At 60.8% G+C, this 21,090-nt stretch carries 20 protein-coding genes and 2 pseudogenes; 18 read left to right on the top strand and 4 right to left on the bottom strand.

Annotated features, from left to right (window positions below; genetic code table 11):
* The 5 genes and pseudogenes from EOS_RS28485 to EOS_RS28505 all read left to right on the top strand — a co-directional run.
* Positions 1-353 (top strand): annotated as a pseudogene (locus EOS_RS28485) (VanZ family protein); the annotation flags it as partial.
* Between the two features lie 53 nt (positions 354-406).
* A complete protein-coding gene (locus EOS_RS28490) occupies positions 407-739 on the top strand; it encodes a (2Fe-2S) ferredoxin domain-containing protein (protein WP_047895540.1) in 333 nt (110 codons plus the stop codon).
* Between the two features lie 11 nt (positions 740-750).
* Entirely contained in the window at positions 751-1,383 is a 633-nt protein-coding gene (locus EOS_RS28495; protein ID WP_047895541.1) for an alpha/beta hydrolase, read from the top strand.
* A 636-nt stretch (positions 1,384-2,019) separates the two neighbouring features.
* The gene (locus EOS_RS28500) at positions 2,020-3,231 is read left to right on the top strand and encodes a D-alanyl-D-alanine carboxypeptidase family protein (protein WP_047895542.1); all 1,212 of its coding nucleotides are present in this window, start codon (positions 2,020-2,022) and stop codon (positions 3,229-3,231) included.
* Positions 3,232-3,331: 100 nt separating this feature from the next.
* Complete coding sequence (locus EOS_RS28505) at positions 3,332-3,604, top strand: DUF493 family protein (protein WP_047895688.1); 273 nt, start codon at positions 3,332-3,334, stop codon at positions 3,602-3,604.
* On the opposite strand, the gene EOS_RS28510 is transcribed toward EOS_RS28505, so the two are convergent.
* Positions 3,588-4,565 (bottom strand): transcriptional regulator GcvA, encoded by a 978-nt coding sequence (locus EOS_RS28510; RefSeq protein WP_047895543.1) that lies wholly within the window; start codon positions 4,563-4,565, stop codon positions 3,588-3,590. The genes EOS_RS28505 and EOS_RS28510 overlap by 17 nt on opposite strands.
* A gap of 123 nt (positions 4,566-4,688) precedes the next feature.
* On the opposite strand from EOS_RS28510, the gene EOS_RS28515 reads away from it, so the two are divergent.
* The 6 genes from EOS_RS28515 to EOS_RS28540 all read left to right on the top strand — a co-directional run bounded on the left by EOS_RS28515 (position 4,689) and on the right by EOS_RS28540 (position 12,228).
* On the top strand, positions 4,689-5,015 hold the full coding sequence (locus tag EOS_RS28515; RefSeq protein ID WP_047895544.1) for a DUF2917 domain-containing protein: 327 nt from the start codon (positions 4,689-4,691) through the stop codon (positions 5,013-5,015).
* Between the two features lie 150 nt (positions 5,016-5,165).
* On the top strand, positions 5,166-5,921 hold the full coding sequence (lipB, locus tag EOS_RS28520) for a lipoyl(octanoyl) transferase LipB (RefSeq protein WP_047895545.1): 756 nt from the start codon (positions 5,166-5,168) through the stop codon (positions 5,919-5,921).
* Between the two features lie 13 nt (positions 5,922-5,934).
* Complete coding sequence (lipA, locus tag EOS_RS28525) at positions 5,935-6,945, top strand: lipoyl synthase (protein WP_047895546.1); 1,011 nt, start codon at positions 5,935-5,937, stop codon at positions 6,943-6,945.
* 470 nt (positions 6,946-7,415) lie between these two features.
* Positions 7,416-8,699, top strand: a complete 1,284-nt coding sequence (locus tag EOS_RS28530) for a dicarboxylate/amino acid:cation symporter (RefSeq protein WP_047895547.1) — start codon at positions 7,416-7,418, stop codon at positions 8,697-8,699.
* A gap of 55 nt (positions 8,700-8,754) precedes the next feature.
* Positions 8,755-10,788 (top strand): sensor histidine kinase, encoded by a 2,034-nt coding sequence (locus EOS_RS28535; RefSeq protein WP_082163550.1) that lies wholly within the window; start codon positions 8,755-8,757, stop codon positions 10,786-10,788.
* Between the two features lie 99 nt (positions 10,789-10,887).
* A complete protein-coding gene (locus EOS_RS28540) occupies positions 10,888-12,228 on the top strand; it encodes a sigma-54-dependent transcriptional regulator (RefSeq protein ID WP_047895548.1) in 1,341 nt (446 codons plus the stop codon).
* A gap of 99 nt (positions 12,229-12,327) precedes the next feature.
* Here EOS_RS28540 and EOS_RS28545 read toward each other — a convergent pair whose 3' ends face one another.
* Complete coding sequence (locus tag EOS_RS28545; RefSeq protein ID WP_047895549.1) at positions 12,328-12,864, bottom strand: TlpA disulfide reductase family protein; 537 nt, start codon at positions 12,862-12,864, stop codon at positions 12,328-12,330.
* Between the two features lie 205 nt (positions 12,865-13,069).
* On the opposite strand from EOS_RS28545, the gene EOS_RS28550 reads away from it, so the two are divergent.
* Positions 13,070-13,675, top strand: a complete 606-nt coding sequence (locus EOS_RS28550) for a hypothetical protein (RefSeq protein WP_235442997.1) — start codon at positions 13,070-13,072, stop codon at positions 13,673-13,675.
* A gap of 433 nt (positions 13,676-14,108) precedes the next feature.
* Here the strand turns inward: EOS_RS28550 and EOS_RS44955 are convergent.
* Positions 14,109-14,342 (bottom strand): annotated as a pseudogene (locus EOS_RS44955) (magnesium chelatase domain-containing protein); the annotation flags it as partial.
* A 103-nt stretch (positions 14,343-14,445) separates the two neighbouring features.
* Positions 14,446-14,712, bottom strand: coding sequence for an accessory factor UbiK family protein (locus EOS_RS28555; protein WP_047895550.1), 267 nt, complete (start codon positions 14,710-14,712; stop codon positions 14,446-14,448).
* Positions 14,713-15,178: 466 nt separating this feature from the next.
* Between EOS_RS28555 and EOS_RS28560 the strand changes: the two genes are divergently transcribed.
* The 6 genes from EOS_RS28560 to EOS_RS28585 all read left to right on the top strand — a co-directional run bounded on the left by EOS_RS28560 (position 15,179) and on the right by EOS_RS28585 (position 20,916).
* Entirely contained in the window at positions 15,179-15,517 is a 339-nt protein-coding gene (locus EOS_RS28560) for a P-II family nitrogen regulator (protein WP_031364354.1), read from the top strand.
* A 32-nt stretch (positions 15,518-15,549) separates the two neighbouring features.
* Positions 15,550-17,019, top strand: a complete 1,470-nt coding sequence (locus tag EOS_RS28565) for an ammonium transporter (RefSeq protein ID WP_047895551.1) — start codon at positions 15,550-15,552, stop codon at positions 17,017-17,019.
* Between the two features lie 292 nt (positions 17,020-17,311).
* Entirely contained in the window at positions 17,312-18,601 is a 1,290-nt protein-coding gene (gene gshA / locus EOS_RS28570; RefSeq protein ID WP_047895552.1) for a glutamate--cysteine ligase, read from the top strand.
* Between the two features lie 153 nt (positions 18,602-18,754).
* Entirely contained in the window at positions 18,755-19,714 is a 960-nt protein-coding gene (gene gshB / locus EOS_RS28575) for a glutathione synthase (protein ID WP_047895553.1), read from the top strand.
* Positions 19,715-20,062: 348 nt separating this feature from the next.
* Positions 20,063-20,554: a PTS sugar transporter subunit IIA gene (locus EOS_RS28580; RefSeq protein WP_047895554.1), complete on the top strand. Its 492-nt coding sequence runs from the start codon at positions 20,063-20,065 to the stop codon at positions 20,552-20,554.
* Between the two features lie 92 nt (positions 20,555-20,646).
* Positions 20,647-20,916: an HPr family phosphocarrier protein gene (locus EOS_RS28585; protein WP_047895555.1), complete on the top strand. Its 270-nt coding sequence runs from the start codon at positions 20,647-20,649 to the stop codon at positions 20,914-20,916.
* Positions 20,917-21,090: the final 174 nt, after the last annotated feature.

Here is a 21,090-nt window from a genome sequence, read left to right on the forward strand (position 1 = left end):
AATCGCGCTCGGGGCTCACGTTCGACTGGGCCACCGGCGGCGCTGTTGCCGGCATCGCGTGCGGCACGCTGGCGGGTTTGTTGTCCCTGCGACGCTCGCGGCCGTGGCGCGCAACGCTCGCTGGCATAGCGCTCGTCGTTGCGCTCGTGCTGGTGAACATGCTGCCGGTGAATCCCTATTTCGATATCGTCCTCGCCGACTGGCGCCAGGGGCGTTATGTGCATTTCAACGGTCTTTCGCAGTGGCTTGCCTGGGTGTGGCCGTATGCCGCACTTGGCTGGCTGGCATCGACTGCGGAGCGCGCATTTCTTGCCCGGCCGCGTGACGACGGTGAAAAGCGCCGCTCGCTATAATCGGTCGAGATCGACTAAAAATCCTACGACATCACCCTCTTTCGGCCAAGCCCATGGACCCGTTCTACAAATATCACGTGTTCTTCTGTCTCAACCAGCGCGACCCCGACGCCGGGCGCCCGAGCTGCGCGAATTGCAATGCGCAAGCCATGCAGGAGCACGCGAAGAAGCGCGTCAAACAACTCGGACTCGCCGGCGACGGCAAGGTGCGCATCAACAAGGCCGGCTGCCTCGAGCGCTGCGAACAGGGACCGGTGATCGTCGTGTACCCCGAAGGCACCTGGTACACGTATGTGGATGAAGCGGATATCGATGAAATAGTCGATTCGCACCTGGTGAACGGCAAGATCGTCGAGCGTTTGCTTATCGATCAGCCGGTGGTCTGAGGGCTCACGCGATGAACGCACAGACCGACAGGTTCCTGATCGACGGGCCGGTGGGCAAGATCGAAGTCGCGCTGGATCGCCCCGGCGAAGGCGCCGCGACAAGAGGCATTGCGCTGGTCGCGCACCCGCATCCGCTGTACGGCGGCACGATGGACAACAAGGTTGCGCAAACCCTCGCACGCACGCTCGTGCAGCTTGGGTACATCACGTATCGCTCGAATTTCAGGGGCGTGGGTGAAACGCAGGGCGAGCACGATAACGGCACCGGTGAGCGCGACGACCTGCTTGCCGTGGTCGCCCATATGCGCGCGCAACCGGGGCAGGCCGATGTGCCGCTGGTGCTCGCCGGTTTCTCGTTCGGCACCTTCGTGATGTCGCATGTGGCGAAGCAGTTGCGCGAGTCGGGCGAGGTCATCGAACGCATGGTGTTCGTGGGGACGGCGGCAAGTAACTGGCAGGTGGCCGAGGTGCCGGACAACACGCTTGTGATCCATGGCGAAGTTGACGACACCGTGCCCATAACCTCGGTCTACGAGTGGGCGCGGCCGCAGGAATTGCCCGTCGTGGTGATCCCGGGCGGCGAGCATTTCTTTCATCGGAAGCTGCATGTGCTGAAGAAGATTATCGTCGACGCATGGCGTTGAGTTTGGCTCGACGCCGCGCTTCACCGATACAAACCTTCTGTTGAATCAACGCGCGGGGCGAGGCTTTCAAAGGCTTTGCGCCGCGGCCGGTTTTATCCCCGCATTCACGAATCCCCGGCACATCACGCCACTTTCGCGGCAAAAGCCGTTGGACGCGCGCGTATAATGGCGCAGACTTTTGCGCGACCGCCTGTCGGTTTAGCGCTCGCCGTAGCGCATGCGGCACGTATCCGGCGTCTGTATAACCGGGTGCGTATTGCCCATGCGCCGCTCGAGTATCGAAGCGCGCGGAGGTCAGTCCAGCGAGCGTTTTATGCTGCGCCGGCGGATCAAGGATTCGACCGGGCTGCGTCGGGTTTGTCTTGGGTTTTGCTGTGTTGCGTGCTTCACGTCGTGTTTTAAACCTGGCCGCCATTCAGGGTAGTTCAAACGCGATTCAAAAGCGGTCAAACGAAAACCGATACAACCCGAACGGTCCAGACAACGGGTCCAATGAATCCGCTGTCCCGGCGTCGCGTGCGGCGTTGAAAACAAAGCGCTCTACTGGACTGACCCTCCGCCTGTACAACCCGCGAGTCGCGTGTTTCTCCTCGGGAACGCCTGATTCGCCGATGTTTTTTCTGCCGATCCGAACCTATGCGCTTTTCCCCTTCCGGCTTGTCCTTCGTCGCTCCTTCTTCCATTCACCGCGCGGTCACTGCCGCTATCGTTTTGCCTGCGACGCTTGTCGCGGCGAGCGCGTTTGCGCAAGTGCCGCCGCCCGATGTCACGGCGCGCTCGTGGGTTCTCGTCGATGCAACCAGCAACCAGGTGCTCGCTTCCGGCAACCCGGACGAACGTTCGGAGCCGGCGTCGCTGACCAAGCTGATGACCGCTTATCTCGTCTTTGACGCGCTCAAGTCGAAGAAGATCAACATGGACCAGACGGTCATGCCGAGCGAGGCCGTGCGCCGCGTGGGCACGGACGAGTCGCGCATGTTCATCGAGGCGAACAAGCCGGTTACCGTGCACGATCTTGTGTACGGCATGATCATCCAGTCGGGTAACGACGCAGCTATCGCGCTGGCCGAACTGGTGGGCGGCAGCGAGTCGAATTTCGTCGCGCTGATGAACGCTGCGTCGAAACAGATCGGTATGAAGAATACCCATTTCGCCGATGTGAACGGCATGCCCGACCCGCAGCACTACACCACGGCGGGCGATCTGGCCGTGTTGTCCGCGCGCCTGATTCGCGATTTTCCCGAGTACTACGCGATCTTCTCGGTGAAGGATTTCACCTATAACAAGATCAAGCAGCCGAACCGCAACCGCTTGCTGTGGATCGACTCCACCGTCGACGGCCTGAAGACCGGCCACACCAAGGCAGCCGGTTATTGCCTGATCGCTACGGCGAAGCGTCCGCTGGATGGCGTGCCTGACGCCAGCCGGCGTCTCGTCGCCGTCATGATGGGCGAGCCGAAAGAGCACAACCGGGTTCAGGACAGCCTGAAGATGCTGAACTACGGCTACACGGCCTATGACGCGGTGCGCCTTTACAAGGCCGGTCAGGTGATCGAGTCGCCGCGGGTGTACAAGGGCACGGAAAATCTGGTGAAGGCGGGCGTGGAGACGGATCAATACATCACGGTGCCGAAGGGCATGGGCGACAAGGTAAAGCCTACGGTCACGCATAACGACACCATCGTCGCGCCGATCAAGAAGGGTCAGCAGATCGGCACCGTGAAGATGGTGGCCGACGGCAAGGAAGTCGCGCAGTTCCCGCTGGTCGCGCTGCAGGACGTACCGCAAGCCGGATTTGTCGGCCGGACGTGGGACTCGCTGCTGATGATGTGGCAAAAGCGCAAGTAAACGGCAAGGCAGGGCGGTGGTTGGAATTGCATGATCCGGCTCCATCTATGCCTGCTGTATGACGCCCGGGCGGACCGGGCGTCTCGTGATGGAGGACACCATGAGCTCACCCGATATCGACGCCCTGTTCGATTTCCCCTGCGATTTTCCAATCAAGGTCATGGGCGCGACGCATCCGGAATTCCGCGATGCCGTCGTCACTGTGATCCGCGAATTTGACGACCAATTCGACATCGAGCGGATTGAAACGCGCCCGTCGTCGGGCGGTAAATACACTGGTTTGACGGTGACTGTGCGCGCTCAAAGCCGCGCGCATCTGGACGATATCTATCGCGCGCTGACTGGCCACCCGATGGTCAAAGTGGTGCTTTAAGCCTGAGTTCGGGCGCTGCAAGCGGCTGCGCGGGGGCATCGCATGCAGCCGGCGTGCACTCGTAGAGCTGCTTGAAGCGCGCGATTTCATCGAAGAGCCAGGTGCGAAAGTCTTGCACGCGCTGCGTCCCAAGCAGCGCGGGCGGGCACACGAAGTAGTAGTTCCACGGGCTCGGTCCGTCGACATTGAACAGCCGCACGAGCCGGCCCGCCACGATTTCGTGCATGGCAAGCGATCGCCGCACGAGCGCAATTCCCTGGCCTTGAATGGCCGCCTGCAGCAAATTCGACGAATCCTCGTATAAAACCCCGCGCTTCGGCTCTTGAAAGTCCACGAGCCCGGCGGCGTCGAACCACGGTTTCCAGAGCTCGTCGTGCGAGCGCAGCAGTGGCGCGTCGGCCATGTCGGCGGGCGTGCGCGGCAGTTGACCGCCACGGAAATTCGGCGAACACGCGGGGAAAAACACTTCGTCGAGCATTTCCTCTGAGTGCAGTCCGGCATATTTGCCCAAGCTGCTGAAACGGATGGCGACGTCCACGTCGTCACGCGTGAAATCGGTCAGCGTGTTGGTCGAGAGCAGTTCCAGATTGATTTCCGGATGCTCCTCGATAAACCCGCCTATGCGCGGCGTCACCCAGCGCGCCGAAAACGACGACAGCATCGATACAACCAGCCGCCGATGCCGGTCGCCGGCTCGTACCCGTTGCGTGGCGTCGGCAAGCGCGACCAGCGTGGCGCGAACCTCGGTGGCGTACTGGCGGCCGATGTCCGACAGCCGCACGCGTTTGCCGTCGCGAGCGAACAGCGTGATGCCGAGATCGGCTTCCAGCGCGCGGATCTGGTGGCTGACGGCGCCGTGGGTGACGAAGAGTTCATCCGCGGCGCGCGAAAAGCTTTCATGGCGCGCGGCGGCTTCGAAGGCGCGCAGCGCGTTGAGGGCGGGAAGTTGTCGAAGGTCCACGGGCGTTCACTCGAGTTGCGTATGTGAATTTATCTCACAAACCCAAGAAAATTGCTCGTTTTGCTTAAAGCCATGCTGAGCCTAACCTTGTAGCCATCAAGACGATTTTTGGCGGAGGCTGTCATGCGAGAAATATCTACAAGCATCACGTTTGAAATTGGCGATGGCGAAACCGTGCCGATGAGAATTGGCCACAGCGTCAAGCTGGTCGTTCAAGGTGCGCCCGTCTGGGCGACGCGTAGCAACGACACCGAAGACTATTGGCTCGTTCCCGGCGATTCGTTGAAACTGCGCTCGCGTGAGCGGCTGTGGCTCAGCACGGAAAAGGGACGCACGGCGCAGGTCGTATTTACGCTGGCGCCACGGCCGGATCAGCGTGCGATTGGGTGGCTGGCGCGCGGGTTCGAGAAACTTGCCGGGCGGTTCCGGTCGGGATGGCGGACGGTTTGAGTTCATTCGCACCGGGGTCATAAAGGGGTTCTGCCAGCGGCTAATTTGGGACGAATGTTGCCCGACGTTGGCGATTGGCAGAACCCGCCCGAGTGCCGGCCAAAACGCTCCTCGGCGAGGGCGGCGGGATTTCGGTAAACTGACGAGATCATGTCCGCCACGCCGGTAATAACTTCCCCCGTCGCCGAAACCGAGCGAGTGCGCCCTGCAAGCGGCGCGCTGACGCAGCCGGTCAACATCCACTGGCGCGGCCTGGAGCCCTACTCCAGCAGCTTCGACGCCATGCGCGCCTTCACGGAAGCGCGCACACCCGACACCGTCGATGAAATCTGGCTCGTCGAACATCCGGCCGTTTTCACGCTAGGCCTCGCGGGCGATCCGGCACATCTGCTTAATCCCGATAGCGACATTCCGCTCGTCAAAGTCGATCGCGGCGGCCAGATCACCTATCACGGGCCCGGACAAGTTGTCGCGTACCTGCTGCTCGACCTGCGCCGCCGCAAGCTGATGGTGCGCGAACTCGTGCAGAGAATCGAGGCTGGCGTGATCGAAACGCTCGCATCGTATAATCTCGCCACGGAACGCAAGGAGCGCGCGCCTGGCATCTACGTGGCGCCAACGCCGCCGCAGCTTGCCCACGCGGGCGCGAAGATCGCGGCGCTCGGGCTGAAGATTCGCAACGGCTGCAGTTATCACGGTGTGAGCCTCAACGTGAAAATGGACCTGCAACCGTTCCTCGCGATCAACCCGTGCGGCTACGCAGGACTCGAGACCGTCGACATGGCAACGCTCGGCGTGGCAGCAGACTGGAACGACGTGGCTCAAACGCTGGCTGAAAACCTCACTCACCATATCGGCGGCCATCGCGCGACCGCCGCCCAACCGCAGAACGGCGTGGCCGTCTGAATGGACCGATCGAATGACTGACGTAACCGGAAACCTGGCTGGCGGTGCTGCTGCATCGAACCCTGCTGCCGCACCCTACGACGCCACCGCCAAACAAAAAGCGCAAGCGAAAACGGCACGCATCCCGATCAAGATCATCCCGATCGAAAAGCTGAAGAAGCCGGAATGGATCCGCGTAAAGGCCGCAACGGGAAGCTCGCGTTTCACCGAGATCAAACAGATCCTGCGCGAGCACAACCTCCACACGGTTTGTGAAGAGGCGAGCTGCCCGAATATCGGCGAATGTTTCGGCAAGGGCACCGCGACCTTCATGATCATGGGCGACAAATGCACGCGCCGTTGCCCGTTCTGCGACGTGGGCCATGGCCGCCCCGATCCGCTCGATGCTGACGAACCGCTGAACCTTGCACGTACTATCGGTGCATTGAAGCTGAAGTACGTGGTGATCACGAGCGTTGACCGCGACGACTTGCGTGACGGTGGCGCGGCGCACTTCGTGGAATGTATCCGGCAAGTGCGTGAGCATTCGCCGATGACGCGCATCGAAATCCTGACGCCGGATTTCCGCGGCCGTCTGGATCGCGCAATCGGCATCCTGACTGCCGCGCCGCCGGATGTGATGAACCACAATCTTGAAACGGTGCCGCGTTTGTACAAGGAAGCGCGCCCGGGTTCGGACTACGCGCACTCGCTGAAGCTCCTGAAGGACTTCAAGGCGCTGCATCCGGAAGTGGCGACCAAGTCCGGCCTGATGGTGGGCCTGGGCGAAACGGAAGAAGAGATTCTCCAGGTGATGCGCGACCTGCGCGCACATAACGTCGATATGCTGACGATCGGCCAGTATCTGCAGCCCTCCGAACATCATCTTCCGGTGCGTTCGTACGTGCATCCGGATACCTTCAAGATGTATGAGGAAGAAGCGTACAAGATGGGCTTCACCCACGCCGCTGTGGGGGCAATGGTTCGTTCGAGCTACCACGCGGATCAGCAGGCGCACGACGCGGGTCTGGTCGGCGCGATGTAACTCTTCTGGCGCCGAGCTGGCGATTAAGAAAAACCCACGGAAAACGTGGGTTTTTTCGTTTCTGGGCCTGTCTGTTTGCCCGGAATCCGTCACGCTCCCCAACGCGATTCAAAAGAGCCAAAAACCTCGGGAAAGCCCGTAGATAAAGCGTCTTAGGGATTACCCGAATACCGTCCGGATGGTCGGACACCGTTCATCGCGAATTCTGGAAACGCGGATTTATGCTGCGGTGAAGCAACAAAAAACCCTTAAGAATCAATGCTTCACAAGTGTCAAAAACTGGCATCGACCTTGCAATAAGAAAGGCAGGCCAAACAGGCCGAAAAAAATACAGGGAGACGATTCGATGCAACCCATCCCATCCAGCTTGACCTGATTTTGCCGACGCCAGACGCGCATCGCCGCAGCCAAGCGCCGGCGCGTTTTTGTCTCACCCCATTTGCTCTACGCCGACCATGCCCGGAACCACTGTGAAGAAACCCTTTTATAAAGTCCTGTACGTGCAGGTGCTTGTGGCTATTGCCCTTGGCATTGCGCTCGGGCATTTTTATCCCGCGCTCGCCACCGAGATGAAGCCGCTCGGCGATGGGTTCATCAAGCTCATCAAGATGGTGATCGGCCCGATCATCTTCTGTACGGTCGTGACCGGGATTGCCGGCATGGAAGACATGAAGAAAGTCGGGCGCGTGGGCGGCAAGGCGCTGCTCTACTTCGAAATCGTCTCGACGTTCGCGCTCGTGCTCGGCCTCGCCGCTACGCACATCTTGAAACCGGGCGTGGGCTTCAACATCGATCCGGCTACGCTCGACGCCAAGGCAGTCGCTTCATACGCCGCCAAGGCGCACGGCCAGACGACCACCGACTTCCTGCTGCACATCATCCCGGACACGATCTCGTCGGCGTTCGCACAAGGCGAAATCCTGCAGATCCTGCTGGTCGCGCTGCTGTTCGGCGCGGTGCTCGCTACTGCGGGTGAGAAGGGCCGCGTGGTGACCGGGTTTATCGAAGGGCTGTCGCATATCCTGTTCGGCATCGTGCGCATCATCACGAAGCTGGCACCGATCGGCGCGTTCGGCGCAATGGCGTTCACCATCGGCAAGTACGGCATCGGCTCGCTCGTGCCCATGCTCAAGCTGATCGGCACGTTCTATCTGACGTCCATCGTGTTCGTTGTGGTCGTGCTCGGGATCATCGCGCGGATGGTGGGGTTCAACATCCTGCGGTTCGTTGCGTACATCAAGGAAGAAATGCTGATCGTGCTGGGCACGAGCTCGTCGGAAGCCGCGCTGCCGCAACTGATGCTCAAGCTCGAAAAGCTCGGCTGCTCGCGCTCGGTGGTGGGCCTCGTGGTGCCGACCGGTTATTCGTTCAACCTTGACGGCACCAACATCTACATGACGATGGCCGTCCTGTTCATCGCGCAGGCCACCAACACGGACCTGACGTGGACGCAGCAACTGACGCTGCTCGCCGTGACCATGCTGACGTCGAAGGGCGCAAGCGGCGTGACCGGCGCAGGCTTCATCACGCTGGCCGCAACGCTCGCTGTCGTGCCGACCATTCCGCTGTCGGGCATGGTGCTGATTCTTGGCATCGACCGCTTCATGAGCGAGTGCCGCGCGCTGACGAATATTGTCGGTAACGGCGTGGCGACGGTCGTGGTGTCGGCGTGGGAAAAGGAACTCGATCGTAACAAACTGCGCGATCAGCTCAAGCACGGCGCGGTGGATACCGAAGCCGAAACCGTGTCCTGACGGTTTGTGATCCATCAAGCAGCGATTAGTTGATCGCAGAAAGGAACACACGGCAATGAAAGCGGCGAAGCATTCTGTGGCGGATGCTTCGCCGCGTCCGTTTACGGAGGTATCGACGCAGGCATCGACGCAGGCATCGACGAAGGCGTCGACGAAGGCGTCGTTCGAAGCAGCGCGTGCCACAATCGCGGGATTGCATCGTCTGGAACCCGTTCACGTGACGCGTCGTTTGCTGGTTTTCCTGCTCCTTCTCGCCGCGCTTGGCGGCGTGTGCGCGCTCACCTGGAGCATCGCGTGGCAACGTGGCCTCGACGCATTGCGTCAAAACGCTGCGGCGCGCGTCGACCGCACGACGGCCGAGCTGAAAAGTACGCTCGACCGTTACGAATATCTTCCTTATCTGCTCGCGCGCCATCCGTTCGTGCAGGAAGTTCTCGCCGATCCAAACCCGCGCTTCACTGCGCGCGCGGACCGTTATCTCGAGGACCTGAACACGCACGCGCGCGCGACAGCGACGTACATCATCCAGTCGAACGGCCGCTGCGTGGCGGCGAGCAACTGGAACAGCCCGGATAGTTTCGTCGGCGCCGAATATTTGTTCCGGCCATATTTCGTCGATGCCGTCAAAGGCGGCACCGGCCGCTTTTTCGGGCTCGGCACGATCTCGCGCGAGCCGGGCTATTTCATCTCGCAGCCGGTTTTCAAAGAGGGCACGCGCGACATCATCGGCGTGGCGGTGGTCAAGCTGAACCTGGAGTGGCTGCAAGGCGCCGATGCCTCCGAGCCGCTGCTTGTCACCGACGATCACGGCGTGATCTTCCTGTCGTCGGTGCCGGCGTGGAAATATCACACGCTGCGGCCGTTGCCGAAGGACATCGAGGCGTCGGTGTATTCCGCGCGGCAGTACGCCCAGCATCCCATCACTGCGTTGCCGATCACCATCGTGCGCACGCTTGCGGGCGGCGCGCAGATTGTGCGGGTGGGGGGCGGGCGCGATGCGCCGAGCTTTCTCGCCACGCAGCGCGCGCTGGGCGAACCGGACTGGCACCTGATGACGATGGCATCGCTCGATCCGGCGGTCGATGCGGCGTGGAGCGCGACCATTGTGACGGCGCTGGTGTTTGTGTCGCTGTGTTTGCTCGCGTTCTACTGGCGCATGCGGCGTGCGCGCGTGCGCGAAATGATCCGCAGCCGCGCGCTGTTGCAGACCGCGTATGCCGAGTTGAACGAGCGCGTAGCGGAGCGGACGGCGGATTTATCGGAGACGAACGCGTTGTTGACCAAGGAGGTCGGTGAGCGCACGCGGGCCGAACAGGACCTGCGCGCCGCGCACCACGAACTGATCCAGGCGAGCAAACTGGCGGCGCTCGGTCAGATGGCGGCGGGCATCACGCATGAGCTGAACCAGCCGCTCGCGGCGTTGCGCAGTTTCTCCGACAACACGCGCGTGCTGATCGAGCGCGGCGATCATGTGGCGGCCAATGAGAATCTGGAGGCGATTGCCGCGCTCACGGAGCGGATGGGGAAGATCACGAATCAGTTGAAATTATTTGTGTCGAAGGCGCGTCCGAAAAGCGCGCGCACTGATGTTGGCCGCGCATTGCGCAACGTGCTCGCGATGCTGCAGCCACGGATGAAGAACGTGGCGCTTGCCTTCGATGCCGAACAACGCGCTGATGCCGGTCCACCGCTGTATGTGGGCTGCGAGGATCTGCGGCTCGAGCAGATCCTGATCAACCTGATTGGCAACGCGCTGGACGCGGTGGCCGCGTGCGATGCCCCGCGCATCGAGATTGAGTTGGTGATGCACCAATCGACCGTCGACATCGTGGTGCGAGACAATGGGCCGGGCATTCCGCCTGATGTCTTGCCGCGTCTTTTCGAGCCTTTTTTCACGACGAAGGAGATGGGACACGGCTTGGGATTGGGACTGGCGATCTCGTCTGCCATAGCGCGGGACTACGGCGGCACCCTGGTGGCGCGTAATCTGGTCCCGCAGATGGAAGTGGATGGACCGGAGGGCGGCACGCAGGCGGACGCGGACCGTTCGCACGGGGCAGAATTCGTGATTACGCTGAGGCGCGCGTGACGAGAGGTGAGTCGGCACGGGCCACATGCTGAGAAAATACGTCCTTTCGCGCCGAAAAGAGCAACACCCAGCAGGAACACCCAGCAGGAGTAAAAACCGATGACCACAGGCCTTCAGGTGATCTTCATCGAAGACGATGAACTGGTACGCCGCGCAAGCGTGCAAAGCCTCCAGCTCGCCGGTTTCGACGTCACTGCATTCGGCAGTGTGGAGGGCGCATCGCGCCTGATCGATGCGAGTTTCCCCGGCGTGATCGTGAGCGATATCCGCCTTCCGGGCGCGAGCGGGCTCGACCTTCTGGCGCAGTGCCACGAACGAGCGCCCGAAGTACCGGTCATCCTTGTGACAGGCCACGGCGACATCTCGATGGCCGTCCAGGCGATGCGCGACGGCGCCTACGATTTCATCGAAAAGCCATTCGCGTCAGAGCGGTTGATAGAAGCGGTGCGCCGTGCGCTGGAGCGCCGCAAGCTCGTGCTGGAAAACCGCGCTCTTCGGCGTGAACTTGCCGGCCAGAGCAGCGTGGCGCCGAGAATCATCGGACGCAGCCCGGCTATCGAACAGGTGCGCAAGCTGATTGCGAACGTCGCGCCGACCGATGCCTCCGTGCTGATCAACGGCGATACCGGGGCCGGCAAGGAATTGATCGCGCGCAGCCTGCACGACTTGTCGCCACGTCGCGACAAACCGTTTATCGCGGTGAATTGCGGCGCGCTGCCCGAGCAGATGTTCGAGTCGGAGATGTTCGGCTACGAGGCCGGTGCGTTCACCGGCGCGCAGAAACGGCGTATCGGCAAGCTCGAACATGCGTCGGGCGGCACGCTGTTCCTCGATGAAATTGAAAGCATGCCGCTCGCGCTGCAAGTCAAACTGCTGCGCGTGTTGCAGGACGGCGTGCTGGAGCGGCTTGGTTCGAACCAGCCGATTCGCGCGAATTGCCGAGTGATCGCGGCCGTGAAGGGCGATATGGCGGAGCACGTCGCGGCGGGTACGTTCCGGCGCGACCTGATGTACCGGCTGAACGTGGTGACGATCACGCTGCCGCCGCTCGCTGAACGCCGTGAAGACGTGGTGCCGCTGTTCGAACACTTTTTACTCGATGCCGCCGTGCGCTACGAGCGCCCCGCACCGTTGCTCAGCGATCGCCAGCGCGCTGAACTGATGCAGCGCGACTGGCCGGGTAATGTGCGTGAACTGCGTAACGCGGCGGACCGGATGGTGCTGGGCATTATCGATGAAACCGGCGTGCCGCTCGAAGCCGCCACGCAGTCGCTCAAAGAGCGCACGGAGCATTTCGAGCGCGCGGTGATCGGGGAGGCGCTGGAGCAGTGCGGTGGCGTGGTCGCTGCGGCGGCTGACCGGCTGCAGCTCGGCAAGGCCACGCTCTACGAGAAGATCAAGCGGTATGGGCTGGCGGTGAAGGGCGAAGGGGAGCGGTAGAGGATTCTTGATCGTCATCGCACGCCTCCCAAAGACAAAACGCCCGCTGACCAGTCAGCGGGCGTTTTCACTTCTCACAACGTCAAGCCCGAACCGCCTTCAAGCTGCGTTCAGTGCCTTGTCCAGAAGCGCATCGAGTTCTTCGAACGTCGGCTCACCGACATAACGCTTCAGGATCTTGCCGTCCTTATCCACGACAAACGTCGTCGGCGTCAGTTGGACATTGCCGAACTGCTTCGCGGCGCTGCCGTCGTCCATGGCGACCTTGAACGGCAGGTTGCGCGTCTGTGCGTAGTTGGTCACGTACATCGGCGCGTCGTATTTCATCGCGACCGCGACGAATTCCAGTCCCCGGCCCTTGAAGCGGTTGTACGTGTTGACCATGGCCGGCATCTCTTTCATGCAGGTTTCACAGTCGGTCGCCCAGAAGTTGATCAGGTAGACCTTGCCCTTGAGATCCGTCGATGTCGATATTTTCTGGCCCGACAACAGCGTGAACGTGGCGTCCGGAACACGTTGTTGTCCGCCGAACGCAAAATAGCCGGTGCACGCGATCACGCCGGCGACGATCGCCATCACGATGTAGCGCAGCGGGCTCTTGCTGCGTCCCGGTGAAACCTGTGAATTCTCTGACATGAAAACCTCGAGCGTGCTCGGTTGAATCGCGACGACGCCAGCCTGACTGGATGCTCCGCATTTTAGCGCCAATCTCTGAAAAGCGTTTCTGCGTGCGGCTTGGTGTGAGGCGTTTGCAAGGCAGGGCGTTATCCAGCGCAAAACTCGCTGCCAACGTATCAGGGGCCAGCAGCGGATAATCACGGTTTTCCTCGCAACATTTCTCATGATCCGAGTTTTCCCACGCGCCTTGAAGCGCGTCGTCACGCAAAATTCCCCGCGCGCCCTGTTCAAATCGGCCGCTTCGACCACCACGCTCCTGTTCGTCGCCGCCGCGCTGTTGGCCTGCACGCCGGCTTACGACTGGCGCACGATCCAGAACAACGACGACGCCTACGAAGTCACCTTCCCGGCCAAGCCGCGTTCCGACGCACGCGATATCGACATCGCCGGGAAGCCGATGCACATGAAGATGCAGATGGCCGAGGCGGGCGACGCCGTGTTCGCCGTCGGTACCGTCGACTTGCCCGATGCCGATCCGGCGACCCAGCGCGCCGCGCTCGATTTTCTTCAGCAAGGGTTGGCACGCAATCTCAATACCGTGCCCGCGATACATCCGGTCCAGATTGACGTGGCGGCAGGCGGACACTTGGCTGGCGCCGAAATTGCCGTGAGCGGCACGAGCGCTGATGGCCAAAAAAGCGGAACACGTCAGATCCGGGCGCGTTTCATCGCCAAGGGCACACACGCGTACCAAGTCGCGATCGTCTCGACCAAGGCGCCGCCGCCCGATCAAATCGATCAGTTTTTCTCCTCGTTCAAACTTTTTTAAGTATTTGCACGAAACAGCGCCCATTCGTTCGCCGATATTTCTCTAATTGGCAGACACGCAGCGAACGTTTCAGGCCTGAGAAATCGCACAAGCATTTTGGGCTAAAACTAGGATTTATCTCAGTTTTTTAAACTATCCACAGAGGTTGTGGATAACTTTGTGGAAAACTTCACCGCACCCTCGCCAAGTGCCCGTCCGACGCGGCTTTCCTTACTTTGACTCGATTCGTGGCAGTCTAAAATAATCAATAAAATCAATGGTCTGCGGATCATTGCCAAAATTGGTGTTTGATCAGATGTTAAAGAAACAAGGAACGATGCAATGTGCATAAGTCAAGTCTTGACAGGCGATTTTTCTTTTTGTCGAGCGGTGCGGTTCCGGTGGTGTTTTATGCGGTCGTGGATGCACGCCGGTATTGAATCGCTTCGGCGAGGTGGGCAGCGGTCGGCGAATCGGCTATAGGCAGGTCGAAGCGGCCCGATTCCTTCGGTAGATCGGCGGGGGCGAGATCATGATGCGGCGGACCGGGAAATCGAAGCCACAATTCTGGAGTGCGGCGCGCACTCGCTCGCGGCTTTCACGGACGTCGAGATCGGGCAGGCCGACGATTGAACTCGGGCGCGCGCCCAGGGGCGGGCGCGCGGCTGCGCACCACGGCAAGCGACATGATTTTTCCCCGCTGCCGGCGCCTCGTCAATCCGAGGCAACGGCTCAATGAGCCAACATCACGGCTCGCTTAGCCGATGACACGCTTTAGCAAAACCAGATAGTCAGTCCTGAGGGCTGGACGACGGCCCGCCGCCTAACTTCGCTTCCAGTTGCGCGACTCGTTGTTCGAGTTCCTCTAGCCGGGCGCGCGTGCGCACGAGCACTTGCGTCTGGGTATCGAATTCTTCGCGCGTCACCAGATCCAGCTTCGAAAAGCCCTGGGACAGCATGGCTTTCATATTCCGTTCAATGTCTTTTGCCGGCGAATTCTTAAGCAGTTCGCTCATCTTGGCCTGGAAGTCATTGAATACGTCGTTGGGTTGTTTCATGCGGTTTTCCTCTTGCGCACCATGAAGGTGCATTCATTGTTAGCTCAGTGCTCCGGCAAACCGGATGATCCATTTTGGTGCGCGCGATAGGGCGCCCCGTCAGAACCGGGACACATCCACGCAGCACGATGCTGCGCTTGCGAACACACCTGTTTGCCCGGACCTTGCGAGCACTCTAGCAACGATCCACGGTGCGCGCCAGCGCACGCAGGCGTTGCTGGCCGTTCGGTCTACGCCCGCGCACGGCGTGCGCCGCAGCCTTGTTCTACATACCTAGACGCGTGCATGGCATACGAGTTGCATAAGTGGCCCGGGCCTCGTCCGTGCGCGCTTTTCCGGGCGGTCGGTAACGCGGCGTGGCGCATCAGACGCTGCTCGCGACGGGCACGAGGCAACGAGGGATCAGGCATGGGACCAGATTAAAGCGCTAAAGCGCCAACTCTGTTCGACACACAGCGAGGGATACATGAAGCTCATTACCGCAATCATCAAGCCGTTCAAGCTCGACGAAGCACGCGAAGCGCTATCGGCTATTGGCGTCTCGGGCATTACCGTGACCGAGGTAAAAGGCTTCGGCCGCCAGAAGGGCCACACGGAGCTGTATCGCGGCGCCGAGTACGTGGTCGACTTTCTGCCGAAAGTGAAGATCGAAGCGGCGGTCTCCGACGACATCGTTGACCAGGCGATCGAGGCGGTAGAGCGCGCGGCCCGCACGGGCAAGATCGGCGACGGCAAGATCTTCGTCACCCCGATTGAACAAGTCATTCGCATTCGCACCGGTGAGACCGGCGCGGACGCTCTCTAAAAAAAGATTCGGCGATAAGAGGAAACAGAAGAATGCGTAAATTATTGATGTCCTTGTTGATGGCGGGGTCGCTGCTAGGAGTCAGCGTCGGCACCGTGATGGCGCAGGATGCATCCGCACCAGCGGCTGCATCCGCCGCGGCTTCAGACACGGCCGCAGCAGCACCTGCAAGCGCACCAGACACCGCCAGCGCGGCAACGGCAGCCTCGGCCGCCGCTCCGGCTTCCGGTGCATCCGACGCAGCACCCGCTGCGCCGACGGAACCGTTCTCCGTGGATTCATCGAAGATCAGCGCTGGCGATACCGCCTGGATGCTGACCTCCACCGCACTCGTTCTGTTCATGACGATCCCGGGCCTCGCGCTCTTCTACGCGGGTATGGTCCGCAAGAAGAACGTGCTCGCGACCGTGATGCAATCGTTCGCAATCTGCTGCCTGGTCACGATCATCTGGACGGTCGTCGGCTACAGCCTCGCCTTCACTCCGGGTAACTCGTTCATCGGCGGCTTCTCGCGGGTGTTCCTGCACGGCATGAACTACATCAAGGGCGACAAGGCGACCACCCTGACCGTCAGCCACCTGGCTCCGACGATTCCGGAAACCGTCTACTTCGTCTATCAGATGACGTTCGCGATCATCACCCCGGCGCTGATCGCCGGCGCGTTCGCCGACCGGATGAAGTTCTCGGCCATGCTCGTGTTCATGGGCCTGTGGTCGCTCGTCGTCTACTCGCCGATCGCTCACATGGTCTGGGAACCGACGGGCTGGCTGTCGGCTGCTGGCATCCTCGACTTCGCGGGCGGCACGGTGGTTCACATCAACGCCGGTATCGCAGGTCTGGTGTGCTGTCTGGTGCTCGGCAAGCGGGTCGGTTATGGCCGCGAAGTCATGGCGCCGCACAACCTGGTGCTCTCGCTGATCGGTGCTTCGATGCTGTGGGTCGGCTGGTTCGGCTTCAACGCGGGTTCGGCAGTGGCCGCTGATGGCCGTGCCGGTTTCGCGATGCTCACGACACAAATCGCGACCGCATGTGCTGCATTCGGCTGGATGTTCGCGGAGTGGCTGGCGAAGGGCAAGCCTTCGGTGCTCGGCATCATCTCGGGCGCGGTTGCAGGTCTGGTGGCCATTACGCCGGCATCGGGTTATGTCGGCGTGACCGGCGCGCTCGTGATCGGCGTCCTGGCTGGCGTGGTCTGCTTCTGGTCGGCAACGTGGCTCAAGACGAAGCTCGGCTACGACGATTCGCTCGACGCGTTCGGCGTCCACGGCATAGGCGGTATTCTCGGCGCGCTCCTGACCGGCATCTTCGCGGTCAAGGACATCGGCGGCGCGGACGGCAGCGTCCTGCTGCAAGCCAAGGGCGTGCTCACCACGCTGGTCTACAGCGGCGTGGTCAGCTTCATCCTGCTGAAGGTTATCGACATGGTCATGGGTCTGCGTGTCACAGAAGAAGAGGAACGTGAAGGTCTCGACGTGACGCTGCATGGCGAACACGTCGAATAAGAAATGTTTTCGAAGGGGGTGAAACCGGGCGCGAGAGGCCGCGGTTTTATCCTCTGAATCGAGCGCCAAGCTATAGCAGCACGGCTCCGAGACAAGCGCAGCGATTTTGCCCGCCCACTTACCGGCGGGCATTTTTTTGTCTGATTTTTGTGCAAAGTGACTGTTTCTGGCAGACGGGATTGGTGCAAACGGCGACACGAACCGTGCTAATAGGCTTGGGAAAAGGGAGTTCATACCCAAATACGTGAGGCGTTTGCTCTACAATCTTTCCTCTTAAGTCCGCGAGTCATCAATGGTTCCGCACCTCGTTACGGCTTTAAACGGCCCTTTGCTCGATCTCGAGCGGAAGATACTCGACGCGACGCCGTCCATCGAACGCTGGTTCCGGCTGGAGTGGCAAGAACACACACCGCCGTTCTATTGCTCGGTAGACCTGCGCAACGCCGGTTTCAAGCTCGCTCCCGTCGATACCAACTTGTTCCCCGGCGGTTTCAATAACCTGCCGGTGGAAGTGCTGCCGCTTGCCGTGCAGGCCGCGATGGCGTCGATCGAAAAGATCTGCCCCGACGCGAAGAATCTGCTGGTGATTCCCGAGCGCCATACGCGCAACGCGTTTTATCTCGAGAACGTCGCGCGGCTCGCCACGATCATGCGTCAGGCCGGGCTGAACATCCGCTTCGGCACGCTCGACGAGAACATCCACGGACCGGTCACCATCGCGCTCGCCGATGGCCAGAAGATCGTCCTCGAACCGCTCGAGCGCACGCCGCGCCGGCTGGGGCTGAAAAACTTCGATCCCTGCTCGATCCTGCTGAACAACGACTTGTCCGGCGGCATCCCGCCCGTGCTGGAAAATCTCCACGAGCAATATCTGTTGCCGCCGCTGCACGCGGGTTGGGCCGTGCGCCGCAAGTCCAATCACTTTTCCTGTTATGACGACGTCGCGAAGAAGTTTTCCAAGCTTGTCGAGATCGATCCGTGGATGATCAACCCGTATTTCGCGCATGTGGAAGGCGTGGACTACGAGGCGCGCACGGGCGAGGAAGCGCTGGCTGAAGCCATCGACGGCGTGTTGAAGAAGATCGCGAAGAAGTATCGCGAGTATGGGATCAGCGAGAAGCCGTACGTCGTGATCAAGGCCGATGCCGGCACGTACGGCAAAGGCGTCATGACAGTGCACGATGCATGTGAAGTCGCCGCGCTGACCAAACGCGAGCGCGTGAAGATGAACGACGCGAAGGACGGCCTCGAAGTCCACGACGTGATCGTGCAGGAAGGCGTGCATACGTTCGAGCGCGTGGAAAACGCGGTTGCCGAGCCGGTCGTGTACATGATCGACCGGTACGTGGTGGGCGGGTTTTATCGGGTACACGACTCTCGTGAGCGCGACCAGAACCTCAACGCGCCGGGCATGCATTTCGTGCCGCTCGGTTTCGAGCACACCGCGCTCCCCGATACTCACGCAAAGCCCGGCGCCGCACCGCCGAACCGCTTTTATATGTATGGCGTGGTGGCGCGGCTCGGGTTGCTCGCGGCGTCGTTGGAACTGGAAAAGACCGATCCCGAAGCGATTCAGGTCTAAGCTTCACTGCAAAACGACGGCCGCACGAGGTTGCGGCCGTTTGCACTTCAGGCGCGAAGGCGCGCGACGTGTTAAAAATCGGCTGCTGCAAGACCGGCAGCAACGCGCATTCACACCGATCAAATCAAGGCCAAACGGCCGCTCTGGACGCTTATGGACATCCTTTTTATCGCCGATCCGCTCGATCATTTCAAGATCTACAAAGACACGACCTACGCGATGATGGCCGAAGCCGCGCGTCGCGCACACACGCTCTACGCGTGCGAGCCGCAGCATCTGGCGTGGGTCGGCGGCAAGGTGGAAGGGACGGTCCAGCGCGTGAAGATCGTCGGCGACGAAGCCGATTCGGCGCGCTCACCGTGGTACATAGCTGAAGCGCCGGAGGTGCTCGATCTCAAGCATTTCGATGCCGTCCTGATGCGCAAAGACCCGCCGTTCGATATGGAATATGTGACGTCCACATGGCTGCTGGAGCTGGCCGAGCGCACCGGCGCGCGCGTCTTCAACAAGCCCAGCGCGATCCGCGATCACTCGGAGAAACTGGCTATTGGCGAATGGCCGCAATTCGTCGTGCCCACGCTCGTCACCCGCGACGCCGCGCGTCTGCGCTCTTTCCACGCAGAACACGGCGATGTGATCCTGAAGCCGCTCGACGGCATGGGCGGCATGGGCGTGTTTCGCGTGAAGGCCGACGGCATGAACCTCGGCACGATCGTGGAAATGCTCAGCGACAACGGCGCGCGCAGCGTCATGGCGCAGAAGTTCATCCCGCAAATTGCCGATGGCGACAAACGCATCTTGCTGATCGGCGGACAACCGGTGCCGTATTCACTTGCACGCATTCCGCAAGGCAACGAAGTGCGCGGCAACCTGGCCGCAGGCGGATTGGGCCGCGCTCAACCGCTCACCGAGAACGACCGCCGAATCGCGGAAACGCTGGGGCAAACGCTCTTCGATCGCGGCTTGCTGCTGGTCGGCCTCGATGCCATCGGCGACTACCTGACCGAAGTGAACGTCACGAGCCCGACGTGCTTCCGTGAAATCATGGACCAGACGGGCTTCGATGTAGCCGGCATGTTCATCGATGCATTGGAACGCGCTGCCGCAGCTTAGTACGACCGTGGCAGGACGCTAGAAATTAGAGGTGACTGTCGAAGAGGGCAGTCTGCCCGTTGATTTCTCCCGGACTGTTACAATCTCCCCCTCATGAGATTCGTTTCGTGGCGCGATCCGGCCCCGAAATTGAAAGTGGAAACTTGCTGCAGTGCATAACGCTGCGCATAGCGTGCGAAATCCGACTAAGCTTATGTATTGGCGCTTGTTGACCTTTCCGCACACGGATCGATGTTGCAGTCGCGTTTGGCGCCGCTTGAAGCAGTCTGGCACCGCAATTGGCATATATAAAAGCAAGTTCCCGCAATTTCCGACGCATCTCGTCGTTTTGGGGCAGCACACTCTGACATGGCTGGCATTCTAATCATTGCGCACGCTCCGTTCGCTTCGGCGTTACGGGAGTGCATTACCCACATTTATGGCGGTTTGCCCGCACGCATTGGTGTGATCGATGTGATGCCGGATTGCGATCCCGTCGAAGTCCGTGCGTTCGCGCGTTCCGAAATCGACCGTCTGAAGGAAGAGAACGGCGCTGTCGTACTCACGGACGTGTTCGGTGCAACGCCTGCGAATATCGCGCAAAGCCTGGCAAGCAGCACGGTTCGCGTGCTCGCCGGCGTCAATTTGCCGATGCTCGTGCGCGCGGTCTGCTACAGGACCACACCGCTCGACACGCTGGCTGAAAAATCGCTGCAAGGTGGATCAAAGGGCATCCAGGAACTCGATGCCTCGACGCCCGCCAATCCTTGCGCGATGGCGAGCGCAGCCGCTGCTGCTGCAAATTGCGCAGTCGGTGCTGCCGCGACCAGTTGCATGCCCGCCAAGGTGGCAACTCACTGAGTCGAGCGCGCCAGCAGCACGTTGAAAAGACCGTTAAGAAGCATTGACCAAGCTGCATTGCGTCAGCCCTCTCACCTAGCGCCCGGAGCATCATGCTGCAACAGGAAACAACTATCGTGAACAAGCTGGGGTTGCACGCGCGTGCCTCAGCCAAGCTAACGCAACTGGCAGGAAATTTTCAATGTGAGATCTGGATGAGCCGCAACGGCCGCCGGATCAACGCGAAAAGCATCATGGGCGTGATGATGCTCGCGGCGGGAATCGGCAGCACGGTGACAATAGAAACCGAAGGCGCCGACGAAGCCGAAGCAATGAAGGCCATCCTCGCGCTCATCGCAGATAAATTTGGCGAAGGACAATGACCTTGTCCTGCTAGCAGCACTGAAAAAAGCCGCGCATCGACGCGGCTTTTTTGTGTCCATTGCCATGACATATCGTGCAATAACTTGCGTCGTTTTGTGACAGAAAGTTGCTGCGCTGCACAGCGTGCCGGATAGCGTTCGAATTTATAATGGTGCGCGGATCGCATCGTCAGC

It is taken from the genome of Caballeronia mineralivorans PML1(12) (genome assembly GCF_001028175.1).
GTDB lineage: Bacteria > Pseudomonadota > Gammaproteobacteria > Burkholderiales > Burkholderiaceae > Caballeronia > Caballeronia mineralivorans.

Excerpts from the sequence above, each read along its gene's own strand:
- EOS_RS28585 (WP_047895555.1), top strand. The coding sequence starts at position 20,647 with ATGCTGCAACAGGAAACAACTATCGTGAACAAGCTGGGGTTGCACGCG.
- EOS_RS28560 (WP_031364354.1), top strand. The coding sequence starts at position 15,179 with ATGAAGCTCATTACCGCAATCATCAAGCCGTTCAAGCTCGACGAAGCA.
- gshA (WP_047895552.1), top strand. The coding sequence starts at position 17,312 with ATGGTTCCGCACCTCGTTACGGCTTTAAACGGCCCTTTGCTCGATCTC.
- EOS_RS28490 (WP_047895540.1), top strand. The coding sequence starts at position 407 with ATGGACCCGTTCTACAAATATCACGTGTTCTTCTGTCTCAACCAGCGC.
- EOS_RS28515 (WP_047895544.1), top strand. The coding sequence starts at position 4,689 with ATGCGAGAAATATCTACAAGCATCACGTTTGAAATTGGCGATGGCGAA.
- EOS_RS28545 (WP_047895549.1), bottom strand. The coding sequence starts at position 12,864 with ATGTCAGAGAATTCACAGGTTTCACCGGGACGCAGCAAGAGCCCGCTG.
- EOS_RS28565 (WP_047895551.1), top strand. The coding sequence starts at position 15,550 with ATGCGTAAATTATTGATGTCCTTGTTGATGGCGGGGTCGCTGCTAGGA.
- EOS_RS28555 (WP_047895550.1), bottom strand. The coding sequence starts at position 14,712 with ATGAAACAACCCAACGACGTATTCAATGACTTCCAGGCCAAGATGAGC.
- EOS_RS28495 (WP_047895541.1), top strand. The coding sequence starts at position 751 with ATGAACGCACAGACCGACAGGTTCCTGATCGACGGGCCGGTGGGCAAG.
- lipA (WP_047895546.1), top strand. The coding sequence starts at position 5,935 with ATGACTGACGTAACCGGAAACCTGGCTGGCGGTGCTGCTGCATCGAAC.
- gshB (WP_047895553.1), top strand. The coding sequence starts at position 18,755 with ATGGACATCCTTTTTATCGCCGATCCGCTCGATCATTTCAAGATCTAC.
- EOS_RS28550 (WP_235442997.1), top strand. The coding sequence starts at position 13,070 with ATGATCCGAGTTTTCCCACGCGCCTTGAAGCGCGTCGTCACGCAAAAT.
- EOS_RS28500 (WP_047895542.1), top strand. The coding sequence starts at position 2,020 with ATGCGCTTTTCCCCTTCCGGCTTGTCCTTCGTCGCTCCTTCTTCCATT.
- EOS_RS28505 (WP_047895688.1), top strand. The coding sequence starts at position 3,332 with ATGAGCTCACCCGATATCGACGCCCTGTTCGATTTCCCCTGCGATTTT.
- EOS_RS28535 (WP_082163550.1), top strand. The coding sequence starts at position 8,755 with ATGAAAGCGGCGAAGCATTCTGTGGCGGATGCTTCGCCGCGTCCGTTT.
- EOS_RS28580 (WP_047895554.1), top strand. The coding sequence starts at position 20,063 with ATGGCTGGCATTCTAATCATTGCGCACGCTCCGTTCGCTTCGGCGTTA.
- lipB (WP_047895545.1), top strand. The coding sequence starts at position 5,166 with ATGTCCGCCACGCCGGTAATAACTTCCCCCGTCGCCGAAACCGAGCGA.
- EOS_RS28540 (WP_047895548.1), top strand. The coding sequence starts at position 10,888 with ATGACCACAGGCCTTCAGGTGATCTTCATCGAAGACGATGAACTGGTA.